Source organism: Streptomyces sp. DT190, assembly GCF_049846985.1.
In the GTDB taxonomy this organism is placed as follows: domain Bacteria; phylum Actinomycetota; class Actinomycetes; order Streptomycetales; family Streptomycetaceae; genus Streptomyces.
This window is the reverse complement of the sequence record NZ_JBNCNM010000038.1, coordinates 23,028-36,802: the sequence shown is the minus strand read 5'-3', so window position 1 is coordinate 36,802 and position 13,775 is coordinate 23,028. Positions and strand designations below refer to the sequence as shown.

Annotated in this window: 17 protein-coding genes and 1 tRNA gene; 2 read left to right on the top strand and 16 right to left on the bottom strand. The window is 70.4% G+C overall.

Annotation, left to right across the window (positions count from 1 at the left end; translation table 11 throughout):
• Positions 1-422 precede the first annotated feature (422 nt).
• Complete coding sequence (locus ACPXCS_RS38385) at positions 423-1,697, bottom strand: APC family permease (protein ID WP_425952143.1); 1,275 nt, start codon at positions 1,695-1,697, stop codon at positions 423-425.
• Between the two features lie 196 nt (positions 1,698-1,893).
• On the opposite strand from ACPXCS_RS38385, the gene ACPXCS_RS38380 reads away from it, so the two are divergent.
• Positions 1,894-2,160 carry a GlsB/YeaQ/YmgE family stress response membrane protein gene (locus ACPXCS_RS38380; protein WP_030234067.1) on the top strand — a complete coding sequence of 89 codons (267 nt, stop codon included), beginning with the start codon at positions 1,894-1,896 and terminating at the stop codon, positions 2,158-2,160.
• Positions 2,161-2,353: 193 nt separating this feature from the next.
• Here the strand turns inward: ACPXCS_RS38380 and ACPXCS_RS38375 are convergent, their stop codons facing one another.
• Entirely contained in the window at positions 2,354-2,842 is a 489-nt protein-coding gene (locus tag ACPXCS_RS38375) for a YajQ family cyclic di-GMP-binding protein (protein WP_425952142.1), read from the bottom strand.
• Between the two features lie 219 nt (positions 2,843-3,061).
• Between ACPXCS_RS38375 and ACPXCS_RS38370 the strand changes: the two genes are divergently transcribed.
• Positions 3,062-3,143 (top strand) — tRNA-Tyr (locus ACPXCS_RS38370).
• A gap of 173 nt (positions 3,144-3,316) precedes the next feature.
• Here ACPXCS_RS38370 and ACPXCS_RS38365 read toward each other — a convergent pair.
• From ACPXCS_RS38365 to ACPXCS_RS38300, 14 genes are all read right to left on the bottom strand, one after another.
• Positions 3,317-4,696: a tyrosine-type recombinase/integrase gene (locus ACPXCS_RS38365; protein ID WP_425952141.1), complete on the bottom strand. Its 1,380-nt coding sequence runs from the start codon at positions 4,694-4,696 to the stop codon at positions 3,317-3,319.
• A 59-nt stretch (positions 4,697-4,755) separates the two neighbouring features.
• Positions 4,756-4,941, bottom strand: coding sequence for a helix-turn-helix transcriptional regulator (locus ACPXCS_RS38360; RefSeq protein ID WP_425952140.1), 186 nt, complete (start codon positions 4,939-4,941; stop codon positions 4,756-4,758).
• 466 nt (positions 4,942-5,407) lie between these two features.
• The gene (locus tag ACPXCS_RS38355; protein WP_425952139.1) at positions 5,408-6,886 is read right to left on the bottom strand and encodes an ATP-binding protein; all 1,479 of its coding nucleotides are present in this window, start codon (positions 6,884-6,886) and stop codon (positions 5,408-5,410) included.
• A gap of 3 nt (positions 6,887-6,889) precedes the next feature.
• Positions 6,890-7,771, bottom strand: a complete 882-nt coding sequence (locus tag ACPXCS_RS38350; RefSeq protein WP_425952138.1) for a bifunctional DNA primase/polymerase — start codon at positions 7,769-7,771, stop codon at positions 6,890-6,892.
• A 90-nt stretch (positions 7,772-7,861) separates the two neighbouring features.
• Positions 7,862-8,026 carry a hypothetical protein gene (locus tag ACPXCS_RS38345; RefSeq protein WP_170109904.1) on the bottom strand — a complete coding sequence of 55 codons (165 nt, stop codon included), beginning with the start codon at positions 8,024-8,026 and terminating at the stop codon, positions 7,862-7,864.
• Positions 8,027-8,043: 17 nt separating this feature from the next.
• Complete coding sequence (locus ACPXCS_RS38340; protein ID WP_425952137.1) at positions 8,044-8,499, bottom strand: hypothetical protein; 456 nt, start codon at positions 8,497-8,499, stop codon at positions 8,044-8,046.
• A gap of 13 nt (positions 8,500-8,512) precedes the next feature.
• Entirely contained in the window at positions 8,513-8,707 is a 195-nt protein-coding gene (locus ACPXCS_RS38335) for a hypothetical protein (RefSeq protein ID WP_425952136.1), read from the bottom strand.
• Positions 8,704-8,973, bottom strand: coding sequence for a hypothetical protein (locus tag ACPXCS_RS38330; protein ID WP_425952135.1), 270 nt, complete (start codon positions 8,971-8,973; stop codon positions 8,704-8,706). The genes ACPXCS_RS38335 and ACPXCS_RS38330 overlap by 4 nt, the downstream gene beginning before the upstream one ends.
• 141 nt (positions 8,974-9,114) lie before the next feature.
• Entirely contained in the window at positions 9,115-11,298 is a 2,184-nt protein-coding gene (locus tag ACPXCS_RS38325; RefSeq protein WP_425952134.1) for a cell division protein FtsK, read from the bottom strand.
• A 153-nt stretch (positions 11,299-11,451) separates the two neighbouring features.
• Positions 11,452-11,787, bottom strand: a complete 336-nt coding sequence (locus ACPXCS_RS38320) for an RRQRL motif-containing zinc-binding protein (RefSeq protein WP_425952133.1) — start codon at positions 11,785-11,787, stop codon at positions 11,452-11,454.
• The gene (locus ACPXCS_RS38315) at positions 11,787-12,644 is read right to left on the bottom strand and encodes a protein spdB (protein ID WP_425952132.1); all 858 of its coding nucleotides are present in this window, start codon (positions 12,642-12,644) and stop codon (positions 11,787-11,789) included. The genes ACPXCS_RS38320 and ACPXCS_RS38315 overlap by 1 nt, the downstream gene beginning before the upstream one ends.
• Complete coding sequence (locus ACPXCS_RS38310; RefSeq protein ID WP_425952131.1) at positions 12,641-12,835, bottom strand: hypothetical protein; 195 nt, start codon at positions 12,833-12,835, stop codon at positions 12,641-12,643. The genes ACPXCS_RS38315 and ACPXCS_RS38310 overlap by 4 nt, the downstream gene beginning before the upstream one ends.
• Positions 12,832-13,278: a Pycsar system effector family protein gene (locus ACPXCS_RS38305; RefSeq protein WP_425952130.1), complete on the bottom strand. Its 447-nt coding sequence runs from the start codon at positions 13,276-13,278 to the stop codon at positions 12,832-12,834. Before ACPXCS_RS38305 ends, ACPXCS_RS38310 begins: the two co-directional genes overlap by 4 nt.
• Entirely contained in the window at positions 13,275-13,544 is a 270-nt protein-coding gene (locus ACPXCS_RS38300; protein WP_425952129.1) for a DUF6284 family protein, read from the bottom strand. Before ACPXCS_RS38300 ends, ACPXCS_RS38305 begins: the two co-directional genes overlap by 4 nt.
• Positions 13,545-13,775: the final 231 nt, after the last annotated feature.

Here is a 13,775-nt window from a genome sequence, read left to right as displayed (position 1 = left end):
CCGGTTCTCCACAGGCCCCGGGTTATCCACAGGCCCGCCCGGAATTCGGCGGCGGTCTGCATGATGAACCCATGACCGCGACGACCGAGCATCTGCACCGAAGCGACGACCGGCACCCACAACAGCCGCCGGAGGACACTCACTTCCTCCCCGCGCACCACCACCACGGCACGAGCAGATGGGCCACAAACGCGTGGACCAGGAGCACCCGGCCCACAAGCGCGTGGATCAGGAGCACCCGGCCCACAAGCGCGTGGACCAGGAGCACCCGGCCCACAAGCGCGTGGATCAGGAGCACCCGGCCCACAAGCGCGTGGATCAGGAGCACCCGGCCCACAAGCACGCGGCCCACGAGCACCCTGACCGGCAGCAGCCGGAAGGGCCCGTGAACCGGAACAGAGCCCCGAGCAGGCCCGTGCCGACTAGCTCCGGCCGGCCCTCGCCCGCGCCCACCGCCGCACCCCGTAGGCCGCGACCCCCACCAGCAGCACCCCCGCGCCCACCACGACGGAGACGCCGGGCAGCGAGAACGCCAGGACGACGCATCCCACGAGCCCCACCACCGGCACGACCCGCGCCGCCGGTGCCGGATCCAGCGTCCAGGCCGACGCGTTGGCCACCGCGTAGTACGCCAGCACACCGAAGGAGGAGAACCCGATCGCGCCCCGCACATCCACCGTGGCGGCCAGGACCGCGACCACCGCACCCACCGCCAGCTCCGCCCGGTGCGGCACCTGGAAACGGGGATGCACCACCGCCAGCGTCCCCGGCAGATGCCGGTCCCGGGCCATGGCCAGCGTCGTGCGCGAGACCCCCAGGATCAACGCGAGCAGCGAGCCCAGCGCGGCCACGGCCGCACCCACCCGCACCACCGGCACGAGCCAGGGCAGCCCGGCCGCCCGCACCGCGTCGGCCAGCGGCGCCGTCGCGTCCCCCAGACCGTCCGACCCCAGCACGGAAAGGACCGCCACCGCCACGCACACGTACACCACCAGCGTGATGCCCAGCGCCAGCGGAATCGCGCGCGGGATGGTCCGTGCCGGGTCCCGCACCTCCTCGCCGAGCGTCGCGATCCGGGCGTAGCCGGCGAACGCGAAGAACAGCAGCCCCGCCGCCTGCAGCACGCCGCCCGCCCCGCCCGACGTCCCGATGCCCAGCCGCCCGGCGTCCGCCTCACCCGACACCAGACACCCGGCCACCACGAAAGCGAGGACCGCCAGGACCACCGCCACGATCACCCGCGTCAGCCAGGCGGACTTCTGGATGCCGCCGTAGTTCACCGCGGTCAGCGCCACCACGGCCGCGACCGCCACCGCGTGCGCCTGCTCAGGCCAGACGTAGGTGCCCACGGTGAGCGCCATCGCCGCGCAGGAGGCCGTCTTGCCCACCACGAACGACCAGCCGGCCAGATAGCCCCAGAAGTCCCCGAGCCGCTCACGCCCGTAGACGTACGTGCCACCCGAGGCGGGATAACGGGCGGCGAGACGGGCCGAGGACATGGCGTTGCAGTACGCCACCACGGCGGCGACGGCGAGCCCGATGAGCAGGCCGGAGCCTGCCGCGTGCGCCGCCGGAGCCAGCGCGGCGAAGATCCCGGCTCCCACCATCGAACCGAGTCCGATGACGACGGCGTCCCCCACACCGAGCGTCCGGAGCAATTCGGAACCGGAGGTGCCGGAGGAACGGGAGGCAGTCATGGGTCGCACCCTACTGATCAGCGCAACCGGGGCATGCAGCCAGGACGTCCTCCCCACCAAGGGGATGTGAACGGGCGCGGCAAGGACGACGCATCCGGAAGGTCCGACGACGTACGACGCACGGGCACGGCCTGCGGGGAGCAGGATCACAGGGCCGGGACAGTGCGGGCACAGCCTGAAAGGGCAGGTTCACGGCATGACCATCATCAGCTGGATCATCCTGGGGCTGCTGGCCGGGGCGATCGCGAAGTTCCTGCTGCCGGGGCGCGACCCGGGCGGCCTCATCGGTACCACCCTGATCGGCATCGCGGGCGCGTTCATCGGCGGCTGGATATCGGCCCGCTGGATGGACCACCCGATCACCAAGGACTTCTACGACGGGACCACCTGGGCGGCGGCGATCGGCGGATCGCTCGTCCTGCTGATCGCCTACCGCCTCCTGTTCGGCCACTCGCGCGACTGACCGCGCCGGCGGTCTGCGCCCGCAGACCGTGCCCGCGGACCGCGCCCGCGACCGCGCGCGCAGACCGCGCCCGAGTGCGAGAAGGGCGGGCACCGAACAGGCGCCCGCCCTTCCTCGTGACCCGTGCGGACCGTGTGATCCCTGGAGCCCCGTCCGACCCGTGCAGGCCGTGGAGCCCGGGGACCGAGCGGTCCTACCGGTAGTTCACGAACTGGATGGCGAAGTCGAAGTCCTTGCCCTTCAGCAGGTTGATGACGGCCTGCAGGTCGTCACGGCTCTTGGAGCTGACCCGCAGCTCCTCGCCCTGCACCTGCGCCTTCACGCCCTTGGGGCCCTCGTCGCGGATGGTCTTGGCCACCTTCTTCGCGTTCTCCTGGGAGATGCCCTCCTGGATCGACGCGAAGATCTTGTACTCCTTGCCGGAGAGCTGGGGCTCGCCCGCGTCCAGGGCCTTCAGCGAGATGCCGCGCTTGATCAGCTTGGACTGGAAGACGTCGAGGATGGCCTTGACCCGGTCCTCGGAGTTCGCCTCCATGAGGATCTTCTCGCCGGACCACGCGATCGAGGCGCCCACGCCCTTGAAGTCGTAGCGCTGCGAGATCTCCTTGGCGGCCTGGTTCAGTGCGTTGTCGACCTCCTGCCGCTCGACCTTCGAGACGATGTCGAAACTGGAGTCGGCCATGTCCTGTGGCTCCTTGTATCGGGGTGCGTGTCTGCGTACCGGCGTACGGGGCGGCCTCCGGGCCCGTTCAGGCCCCGGCCGCATCCGGACAAGCCTAGCCACCCCCCGCCCCCGGGGCGGCGATCAATCGGGTGGCGAAGCACCCCTCCACATCAGGTATCGTTTACGTCGTTGCCACGGAGCACCGCCGGAAAAAGCGGCGCTACGAGCAGCAACCCCGGCGGTGTGCCCGAGCGGCCAAAGGGAGCAGACTGTAAATCTGCCGGCTCAGCCTTCCCAGGTTCGAATCCTGGCGCCGCCACACTGGGGAAGACCCCCTCTGATCAGGTTCTTTGCCTGCTCGGAGGGGGTTTTCGTTTGCCCTCCCCGTTCGATTCGTTGTGGACTGGGCATGGACGTGTCTCACCTCGTACCGCCCGAATCCCACCGTTGATCAGTGCGTGTCCCCCAGGCGTCCCCCGGGGGTGAGCATGATCACTCCGGCTCGTTCCACTCCCGCAGGGCCGCATCGATCCGGCTGTTTGCCTGCTCGCGCGTCTCGTCGAGCACCTTGGCGTACACCTTGTGCAGCACGGCGATGCTGTGGCCGGCACGGCGGGCACACTCCATAGCGTCGACTCCGGAGCTGAGCCAGAACGAGACGCCAGCGTGCCGGAGGTCGTAGGGGCGGCGAGCCAGCAACGAGGACGTTTCCGCCTCGCTCAGCACATCCTTCCGAGCCTTCGCCCACACCTCCCCGTAGCCGGTCTCCTGTAACAGGCCATCGCGGTTCGTCCGGAAGAGCCGACCATCGGGGGCCGTTCCGTGCCTGGCGATGTGCTGCCGCAGCAGACGGACGAAGTGCGGCGGGATCGGCACCGGACGGGAGTCGTTCTTGGCGCGGGCCTTGAGGTGGCGCGTCTCATGCGCCGTGCCGTCATCGGTCCAGCTCCGACCGGCCCGGACGACCCCTTGCCGCAGGGTCAGCATCCCCCACCCCGTTTCTGGAAGGTGGCACTGACTCACTCGCAGTCCGGCAGCCTCAGCGGGACGCATGGCCGCGTAGTACAGGCACCCGAAGAATGCTTCCAGGTGCCGCCCACGCGGGCCCTGTTCACGCACACCGGCCAGCAGTGCGCGGACCTGACGTGGGTTGGCCACGCTCTCCGGGTCCACTGCTTCCACCGACTTCGGGGCGGTCCACTTCACGGCCGTGATCGGGTTGACCGGCACCGTGAAGTACTGCTCTTCCACGGCGAGCCCGAGAACGTCACTCAGGCAGGCCCGCTTGCGCTTCGCGGTGCGCGGCGATGCTTCCTTCCCGTCCAACCGCAGGGACAGCGCGTCCAGGGCCAGACGTACGGTCGCAGGGTCCTCCAAGGCGGAGACCGGCATGGAGTGCTTGGAGATCCAGGCGAGGGCGCGGGCCACATCGTCCGGCGGGGTCTCCTCCCAGCGCTTCCGGTTGTACGCCCACCCGTACAGTGCGCGCCGCATCAGCGAGGGGTCGGGCATCCCTGTCTTCGTCTTTACGAGCGCAGGGGTGATGGTCGCCAGAGCATCGGCGTAGTTCTTCCGCGACTTCGCCGGCGCCAGCGCCCACTTGCGGTCGATGTATGTGCGGCTGTGCTCGTACCAAGTGATGGAGCCCTGCTTGGCGCGCAACTCGGATACGGGTAGGCCGGTCTCTTCGTCGAACTGGTCGCCGCGCCGCACGGCCGACATGAGTTCAGAGCGGCGACCCTCGGCCTGCACCTTGAGTGTGTAGCTCTTGGAGTGTTTGCGCTCCCCGACCAGCCAACGCAGGCGGTAGGGCTTCGGGCGATCCTTGCGGACTTCGATGGAGTAGAGGCGAACGTCGTAGGTCAGTGCCATGTGAACTCCAGAAGGGCCCGCCGGAAGCGGGCCCCTCGTGTCTTGGGTGCGGGAGGCGGTCAGGCGGCGTCTTCCATGGACGACCACCACGCGTCAAGGTCGGCGCGGCGGCACCGGAGTTGACCGTTGGGGAGCTTGATGAGCTTGGGTGCCTGGCCACGGGCACGCATGCGGTAGAAGGCCGCGCGGCTCATCTCGATCTCTTCGAGGACTTCGGGGAGCTTGAGCATCTTGGGGCGGGCCAAGCCAGTGACTCCTTCGGAGAGTTCAGCGGGCAAGGGGAGGGGCGGCAGCACGGCCGCGTCTGTCCGAGGTGCGGATTTCTGCGTCACCGCGTCATCTGCGTCATTCAGGGCGCTGACCTGCGTGTTTGAGTGACGCAGGGCGTTTCGGGGTGCGTCACCGGTGACGCAGGCTTCCGTCACCGGTGACGCGGGTGACGCGGGGTGACGCACCCGGCCGCCCGTCTGCGTCACCGCTCTCGCAGCAGGTCACGGGGCGTTTGCCGTCCGTGGGTGACGCGGGTGACGCAGCGTCTCTTTCCTTCGGACAAGAGAGGGGTTGATGTCTGTTGTAGTGCGCGGCTCAGGGCGTGAAGAACGGGCCGCTTCGCGGCGCGACCATCGCAGGGCGGCGCCGCCGCCGAACAGCAAGAGGAGCACGCCGGGGCGGGGTGCTCCTCTTGCTCGTGTCGACGGGCGGTGCTGGCGGTCAGAACGCCGGTTCCTGCTCGTGTGCGGGCGGCGGGGCCGGGGGCCGGGCCATCTCGATGTACCGGGCCGCCTTGGTGCGTCCCCAGTCGATGAGGACGCCCCGGGCGGCGAGGGTGGGCTGAAGGCGCTTGAGGCGGTCTGAGAGCACCTTGCCGGTGGTCGGCCAGCCTTTTGGAAGGGGTCGGCAGTCCTCGCCGCTGTAGAGGCCCGTGAGGGCGTGCAGCCACTCGGCAGACGTCATCCGCTCTTCCGCCCCCGGAGCGATGCCGGCGGCGTGCTTCAGGACGGTCTGCGCCAGCAGATCACCTTCGATCACGTCGTCGTTGAGGTCGTCCAGGCTGGCCCGGTAGGCAGCGAGCGCCCCGAACCCTGTGGCCGCATCGAGCTGCGCGCACAGATGCGCGAAGTCAGCCATCCGCAGATCGGTCGGAATGTCCGCCTCTGCTGCACGAACCTTGGCCGTGAGGTCGAGCAAGGACCCGAGGATCACGGGCAGGGCTTGCGCGTACTCCGCCCACAGTTCCGCCTCGGTCCGCCGGACGCTGGGGCGTTCCAGGCGCAGCGGCAGGAGCCGTTCGGCAAGGTCGGGCCGGATCACCCCCACGTCAATGCCGGTCAGCAGCAAGGGGCGGCGGTAGCGGGCCCGGACGACATCCCCATCGGTGTACAGGGCGCGTTTGACGGTTTCGGCGCCGGTGACGATGCAGCACATCGCGTCGGACAGGTCCGGGGCGAGGTGGGAGAGGTTGTCCAGGGCGGTGACCCATCCGGCGGCCACGGCCGCGATCAGGTTCTCTTCGTCCTTCGGGGCCCGGCGCAGGTCCCCGCTCATGCCCTCGATGATCCGTACGAGCATCCGCCCACCGGTAGACTTTCCCGCGCCCTGGGGGCCGGTGAGGAACGGGGCGGGGACGGGAACGGACGGTCCCAGGCAGCCGATCAGCCACGCGATGGCCAGGCACTCGGTCTCCGCGTTGGCGAAGTTGCACAGCCTGAGCAGGAGATCGATGCCCTTGCCGTTGGTCTCCTTGACCGGCAGGGGCAATTCGCCCGTGAGCTGCGTGCGGCGCCAGCAGACCTCTGCCGGGTCGGGGGTGCGGATGTCCCATCCGGTGGGGTGGATGCGGACCGACTGTCCGTCGTCGCGTCCCAGGTCCAGCCATGTCGCCCCGTCAAATCCCGGGGCGACGCGGATGTGGACGGGCTGTACGTCCTGGCTCAGTGCGAGTGCCTCGATCAAGTCGAGTGCCTCCTTCAAGGCGGTGCCGTTGAAGACGCCGTATCCGTCGCGGAAGAGACCGACCATGAGTTCCTGCCGGTGGCTGCCCGAGGTGCCCTGTGAGCGGATCGGGCGGGCTACGGGGTGGCCGTTCTTCTGCGCGTACACGGTCCCGTCAGCAGTGCGGAAGTACCGGAAGTGCTCTTGCGCGTAGTCCGCGATGACGTCGCGTGCGGGGGTCTTGTCGTCGTCGGACATGGGTCACAGTCCCAACGCGGTGCGGGCGTTGTTCCACGCGTCCGTGCAGTGCCGCAAGGACTCCCCCTTGGTCTGCGCGGCAGCGAACAGCCGCGCGACGTGCGCCTCGGAGAGGCAGCCGCACCGGCCGTGCGTGGACAGCACCGCGAGGAACGTCCGGTACACGGTTGCGTGGATCGCGCTGCGCGCCTCGGTGATGCGATGTTCGGCCATAGCGATGCCGCGTTCCAGGTAAGCGGGCGTGCGGTGCGGGCACTTGCCGGCCCCTGCGGGCAGGGTGCTGACATGCGGCGCCGGCCGGACGGGGGAAGGCCTCTTCACCGCGAGGGCGCGCACGGCGTCCGGCAGGTCGACCAGGTGGCCGGAGCCGGGTCCCAGGTAGCGGGCGTAGGCCATGGACGACTTGATGTCGACACCGGGCCGGATCGCGTTGTGTGAGGTCATGGCGCCCCGGTAGATCCAGTGCTCACCGCGTGTCGTCGCCACCGTGCGGGTGGCCGGCAGGGCGGTGCGGGCCCATGCGATGGCGTCCGCGTTGTCCAGGTCCACGATGGTCAGCCCGGCGGCGCCGGGGTGGTAGGCGACGCAGATGGCCCGCCGCCACGCCGCCGCCCACGGGGCTGAGACGATGACGGCCGGGTCGGTGGTGGCGGCGGCCCACGCGTGGCAGACGTCGGGGCAGTCGCAGGGCCCCGGGATTTTCATGTTCGGCCGGCCGCCGCACGCGTTGCCCGCGCAGGTGGGGCAGTTGCCGAACGGGACCTTGCCCCTCCGCAGGGGCAGCACCGGCACGCCGGCAGCGGCCAGTGCTAGCGCAGTCGGCAAGGGTTCGGGGAGCGGGCCCACGCCGCCGTGCCCTCGCCGGATCAGGGTCGGTTGCGTCATGCTGGGAGACCTCCACAGGTCAAGTGGTTGGCAGGTGGACAAGGGCGGCCCCGGTTCTTTGGCGAGATGCGGGGGCCGCCCTTGGCGTAGCTAGAAGTCGGTGCCGGTCATGTGGGCGATCGGGCCGGGGCAGTAGCTGTCGGGGCAGTCGCAGCCGTTGCACTCGTTGCAGATGTCGCCGGAGCACTCGTCACACAGGAAGTGGCCGGGGCATCCGTAATCGCCGCATTCGTCGCAGTACTCGTCTTCGAACACGCAGTGATCTCCTCTGCTCAGCCGTGGAAGTGGTTGCGCTTGATCACGGCTTTGCGGATGTTGACCGTGGTCCCGCCCTGGTGGCCGCTCGCGCTGAACACCTGGACAGCGATCCAGCCGCCGAAGATGACGGCGGCGAGGATGATGAGCTGGCCGATGAACGCGGTCAGGGCGGCGATGAACGAGGTGAGCAGCAGCAGGCCGCCGCATACCGCGAGGAACCCGACGCCCCCGAGGGCGACGTTCACCGCCGTGCGGGACATGGCCGGCTTGGCGGTGACCGGTTCCGGCTGAGCCGGTGCCACGGCGTAGCCGGTGACGACGCGGCCGTCCGGTAGGACGACGCTCGCCACGGCCGGGATGTGGCCCGGCTGGACGGGGACGACCGGCGCCGCGTGGACGGTAGCGGGGGTGATCGGGGTGGGGTGGTGGACCGCGAGGGGTGCGGTCCGGTGGGTGGTGGGTTCGTTCACGGCCGGGTCTCCTTCAGTTGTCGAGGGCGGACAGGGCGTCGGCGGATGCCTGTACGAGGTTGTGGATGGGCTCGTAGGCGCCGGTTCCGGCGGCGAAGAACCCGAAGAGGAACAGCACGAGTGCGGCGCCGCCGCCGGCGGACTTGGTCTTGACGGCGAAGACGGAGGCGGCGCCGAACAGCAGCACGGCGGAGATGTTGAGGATCATCGGGACCCTTCCGGGGTGTTGGTGCCGGCGCGGTAGATGCGCGCCCAGCGGTTGTAGAGCCAGCGGCCGGTGCGGATGCGCTTGCCGGTGGCGTGGCAGCGGCGGCAGTCCTTGCCGCGCTTGATGCGTCCCTTGCGGTCGGTCTTGAGGGCGTGGCCCATGCCGCGGCAGCGGCGGCAGTCACCGAACGGCGACACCGCACACACACTTCCATAACCGAGGGTGATGGCGAGCAGGCAGGCGATAGCGAGCAGGGCGGGGGTCACATGAGGCCCTTCCTGGCGGGGTTTTGGGGTTTGCGCAGGTGGGCCGCTATCCGCTAGCGGCCTGATCAGAGGCGGTTTGGGGCGCTAGCGGGGCCGCTAACGTTAGCGGGGGGTGCCGCTATCGTTAGCGGTCCCGGAGTGTCAGCCCGCGTCCCGCTTTCCGTCACGCTCCGCGATCGCGGTGGTGATGTGGGCGCGGTCGACACCGCGCCGGTTGACGACCTTGCCGTTCACCCGGCGGCCCACCTGGATCGTGGACACTCCGTGCGGCTTGAGCGCCGCGGCGAGCGCGTCGGGGTCCCATCCGTCGTAGACCTCCGGGCGCAGGTCCGCGAGCCGGGCCACGATGGTTTCCGACCACGCCTTGGCCTCCTTGGCCGGGACGACCGCGAGGATGTCCGCCAGCAGGTCGTAGGCCGCCGCGGTCGGCTCCGGTGCCTCCCCGAGGGCGTGCCCGGCGAGCAGCCCGGCCTTCTCCCGCACACGCCGGGCGCGGCCGGCGATGGCTTCGGCGCCGCCGGCGTCGACGTAGACGGAGCGGACGATACGGGCGTCGGAGCCTTCACCCACGAAGTAGTGGATGCCCTTGTCTCCCCAGGCGAACATGGTCGCCCGCACCCCGCGCTTGTAGGCGGAGGTGCCCAGGACCATGTCGTTCTCCAGCTGGCCCATCACCTTCAGGCACCACCGGGCCGACGCGTTCGCGGAGATGCCGGTGGGCAGCGACTTGGCGTCCGGGCGCTGCGTGGCCAGCAGGACCACGATGCCGGTGGCGGGGCCGCGCTTGACCAGGTCAGTGATGATCTCCTCGAACTCCTTGCCATGCTCGGGGTGTTCAAAGAGGACCTGACACTCATCCACCCCCACCACGATCGGGTGCAGCCCCAACGACCGCTTGTCGGCAAGGGCGCTGGTCACCTTGGACTCGGGGCAGATGTCGCGGGGCAGGGAGCGGATCACCTTCGTGCGACGGCGCAGTTCCTCGCGCAGGGCCCGGAAGTCGTCCAGCGCGTACTGGACCGGCTCGTCGTCGTCGCCGGCGGCATGCCGGAACCCGACCGCGTTACCCACCGGGTCCAGGTCGCCAGTGCCCTTCATGTCGTAGGTGTGCAGCTCAGCACGCGGATCCAGGGCTGCGATCAGCAGCAGCAGACGCAGCAGGAACGTCTTGCCCATCCGCGGGATCGCGCCGATGACGCCCGCGATGTACATGAGCGTCACTTCGGTCCACCGGCCGCGCTGGTCGGTGCCGTAGGCGACCGGCTTGAACAGATCCACCTGCCCGGACTTCAGCAGCGGCCACGCAGGCTGAGACGCCCGGGACATGTCCTGATCCCCGACCCACAGCACCAGATGCCCGGTGTGCTCATCCGGCACCGCCTCGGGCCACACACACCCCAGCGGGCGGCGCAGACCGGACGCGAGACGCTCGCGACGCTCGATGATGTCCGTGACCGTGACGCCGTAGGGCAGGTTGCCTTCCGCACGCCAGCCGGGCCCGTCGCGGGTGATAGGGGCGGTGAACTCGAACCCGTCCCGTCCCTTGCCCTGCGCCTGATTGATCGCGGGAATCCCCAACGCCCCCAGCGCCCGAAGGACGATGTCACTGGTGAGCTTGGTCGCCTTAGGCAGCTCCACCGCCCGGTGCACGACCGGGGCGTCCGCCTTACGGCCGGCGGCCCCCAGGGCGAGGACGACCGCGCTCACGGACACGGCCTGCAGCCAGTCGGGCGCCAGCACGTAGATCGCGAGCGCCAGACCGACACCGGTGAACATCGCGAGCGCGGCGACCAGGGTCCGCAGCCGGACCCGTCCGTCACGCTGCCGCGACAGCTTCAGGTACTCGGCAGCGTCCTCACGCCGCACCGCGGCGAGCCGGACCGGTTCGCCCTCACGGTCGGCCACCCACCGCATCGTGCCCCCGACCACCTTCGCGGCGCCGGCCGGGGCCTGAAGCGCGAGGCGGGCGGCGTAGACCGGGGCACGCAGCGCGTGATAGCCGGCGGCGTGGGCGTAGTGGCGGGCCACCCACGCGGAGGCGGTGCGCAGCTCAGCCACGGACTTGAGCCAGACCGGCACGACCGCGCGGCGGCGGGCGCTGGCGAGCCGACCGAGGTAGCCGGGACCGGTAGCCGCGGGGGCGGGCTGGTCGACCATGACCGGCGTGTCCGGGTCGGCCGGCTCAGACTCTGGGGCGGGGGTGGTGGGGGCCGGTTCGCGGGCCGCGCGGGCCTTGCCCAGGTCGACCACGTCGGCACCGTGCTCGGCGGCCATTTCGGCTTCCAGGCGGTTGAACAGTTCGTGGTCATCGTCGGGATGCTTCACTGAGACTTCCTTCTCTCATGAGGGAGGGCCGGGCCCGACCGGCGCTGTGGAAGGTGAGCGGTCGGGCCCGTGGGAAAGCCTGAGGCGAGGCAAGGGCCGTAACTATCACGACTTCTTGATAGTTCTGGCCAAAGCCCCACTCTGCGGAGCGAATCAGGCAACGTACTGGTTGGGGTAGGCGCACGGCACGCACATGCCGAGCGACACGGGGATGACGTAGCCGGCGTCACGACCGCAGTCGGGGCACCGGCGGCGGGCGGCGTTGGCCTTGGCGAGCGCCGCCCACCGGGCCGGGGTCATCGGCCGCACCGGCTTGGCCAGGTCGACGCGGTAGAGGTAGGCGACCAGTGGGGCCCGGCGGCGGCGCGGCCGTTCGAGCTGCGCGGCCACGTCCTGGCCACCGGGCCGCAGCCCACGGGCACGCAGTTGGCGGCGGGTGGCCAAGCCGTCCGGGGCCAGGCGCCACCGGTAGACCGGCAGCGCAGCCATCAGGCGACGCGCTTCCACGCGGCCCGCAGCCGGACCTCAGAGGCGGAGTGGCCGGCAGCACGGAAGCGGGCGGCCATATCGCGGTAGGACAGGGGCGGCGTCTGGCTGTGCCGGATGTCGTGAACCAGCGTGTCCAGCACGTCATCCGACAGCGCGGGCGCCCCCGATTCGAGCGCCGGCACCGCCTCACTCGGCCCCCACACTGGCAGTTCCCAGCGCGGTGTGACGCCGGGTGTGACGGGGGTCGTCACGCTGGTCAGGACCCTGCCGGTCTCCTCGCCCTTGCGGGCAGTCTCCAGCGTCGACCACGCCCCCGCGAGCCTCTGCGCGGTCTCGGCCTGGACGCGTGCGACGCGGGCGCCAGCTTCCGTCACGGCCGTCAGCCGCGTCTCCTCCGTGGCCGCTTCCGCCCGCAGCCGGGCGCGGGCCACGGCCGCTTCGTCCCGCGCCTCCTGCTGAATGCCCCGGATCGCGTCCAACGCGAGCGGGGTGAGCGCGGTGCGCTCCCACAGGCTGTGCACCATCCATAGGGCCTTGGCCGCGATCGGCAGCCACGCCACAGCCAGCCACGCGCCGGCGGAGTGCTCAGCGGTCAGCGCGTGGGCGACTAGGACGCCGGCGGCGAGGACGCCGAAGAACCAACCAACCGCCGTCACGGCGCGGTTGTGGTCACCTTGCGCGGCGAGGCGGCGTTCGTAGGCGAGGGTGGCCAGCCATCCGCCATCGATGCCAAGACCGACGACCAGAGCGACCGGCCACGGCACCGCCGCCCCCAGCCACATCATCACCACCGCGAGGGTGAGGACCATGGACACCGCCGTCATTCCGACGGCCGGCAGAACAGTCTTCGCGCTCATTCGGCAGCCTCCCGCTCTCGCAGGTCAAGCAGATGGTTGATCTCCCGGTGGTAGAGCTCCTCGGCGACTCGGTCGCCGACCAGGGCGCAAGTCCGGGCCAGCGCCACGTTCGCTTCCAGGGCCCGAACCAGCAGCGTCCGGAAGTCCTTCTCGTCGGCACGGGGGCCGTAGACGATCTCAAGCAGCGTCACAGCGCACCCCCTGCCGTGAGTAGTGCGGCGAGGATGAGCAGCGCCCCGCCGGCACACGTCAGGTCGACCGCGCGACGCAGGGTCGTGAACTTGGCGACCGCGAGCCGGGACAGCCCGGCAATGTCGGCAGCCATGTCCCGCTCCACGGCAGCGGTGATCTCCTCGGCCGTGAGGGTGGCCCACAGCAGGAAGCCGTGCCGGCCGCGCAGGTTGGGCCGGGTCGAGCGCAGCAGCAGACCAGCGGCCGCGACCAACAGCGCCATCCCGAGTCCGCCAGCGATGTAGGCCGGCAGGTTCATCGGCAGATCGCCGGCGACCGTCCACGCGCCCGCCAGGACCGCGCCGACGAACGCCAGCAGTAAGCCGGTCTTGGTGTCGGTCCGCGTGATCTCCGCCTTCACCTCAGCGTGCGCGGTGCTCAGGTTGCGGCCGGTGGCGCTCACGCGGCCCCCCCAGGGACCGTTGCGGCGGTGGTGCGGTTGGCCAGAGCGATACGCGCGGCCAGGGCCCGGCGGCGGGCGCGGCGCAGGCGCCGGTTGTCCAGCTCGGTCGGGATGCGGTCCAGGGTGATGATCTGCGCGTCCAGCAGGTCAACGTCTGCCAGGATGACGGGCATCTCCTGCTCGATCGCGTCCAGCTCCGCGTCCGTCGGCTCCATGAAGTCGGAGAACGCGGTAACAGCGTCCTGAACAGTGACGATGTGGCTCATTGGGTCGTGTTCCTCTCACAGGGTGGAACGGCCCGAACAGCGGCTCCCGGGAGGCACCCCGGGAGCCGCGCGCCGTTGGAGTCGGTTCCGGCTCCCCTCAGCGCTGCTCGTACGAGACGAGCAGCGGAGGCAACCGGCCCGAAGCCGCTAGGGCTGCGGGGAGGTCGAGTCGCGCTGTACCTCACGCGGGAACTCCCGCGTGGCCGCCTACTTGGCCGAGGAGAGGCGGCG

Coding starts and splice junctions, on each gene's coding strand:
- ACPXCS_RS38320 (WP_425952133.1), bottom strand. CDS start 11,787: ATGGCTGCGCTGCCGGTCTACCGGTGGCGCCTGGCCCCGGACGGCTTG.
- ACPXCS_RS38335 (WP_425952136.1), bottom strand. CDS start 8,707: ATGATCCTCAACATCTCCGCCGTGCTGCTGTTCGGCGCCGCCTCCGTC.
- ACPXCS_RS38385 (WP_425952143.1), bottom strand. CDS start 1,697: ATGACTGCCTCCCGTTCCTCCGGCACCTCCGGTTCCGAATTGCTCCGG.
- ACPXCS_RS38375 (WP_425952142.1), bottom strand. CDS start 2,842: ATGGCCGACTCCAGTTTCGACATCGTCTCGAAGGTCGAGCGGCAGGAG.
- ACPXCS_RS38300 (WP_425952129.1), bottom strand. CDS start 13,544: ATGAGCCACATCGTCACTGTTCAGGACGCTGTTACCGCGTTCTCCGAC.
- ACPXCS_RS38380 (WP_030234067.1), top strand. CDS start 1,894: ATGACCATCATCAGCTGGATCATCCTGGGGCTGCTGGCCGGGGCGATC.
- ACPXCS_RS38365 (WP_425952141.1), bottom strand. CDS start 4,696: ATGGCACTGACCTACGACGTTCGCCTCTACTCCATCGAAGTCCGCAAG.
- ACPXCS_RS38315 (WP_425952132.1), bottom strand. CDS start 12,644: ATGAGCGCGAAGACTGTTCTGCCGGCCGTCGGAATGACGGCGGTGTCC.
- ACPXCS_RS38350 (WP_425952138.1), bottom strand. CDS start 7,771: ATGACGCAACCGACCCTGATCCGGCGAGGGCACGGCGGCGTGGGCCCG.
- ACPXCS_RS38355 (WP_425952139.1), bottom strand. CDS start 6,886: ATGTCCGACGACGACAAGACCCCCGCACGCGACGTCATCGCGGACTAC.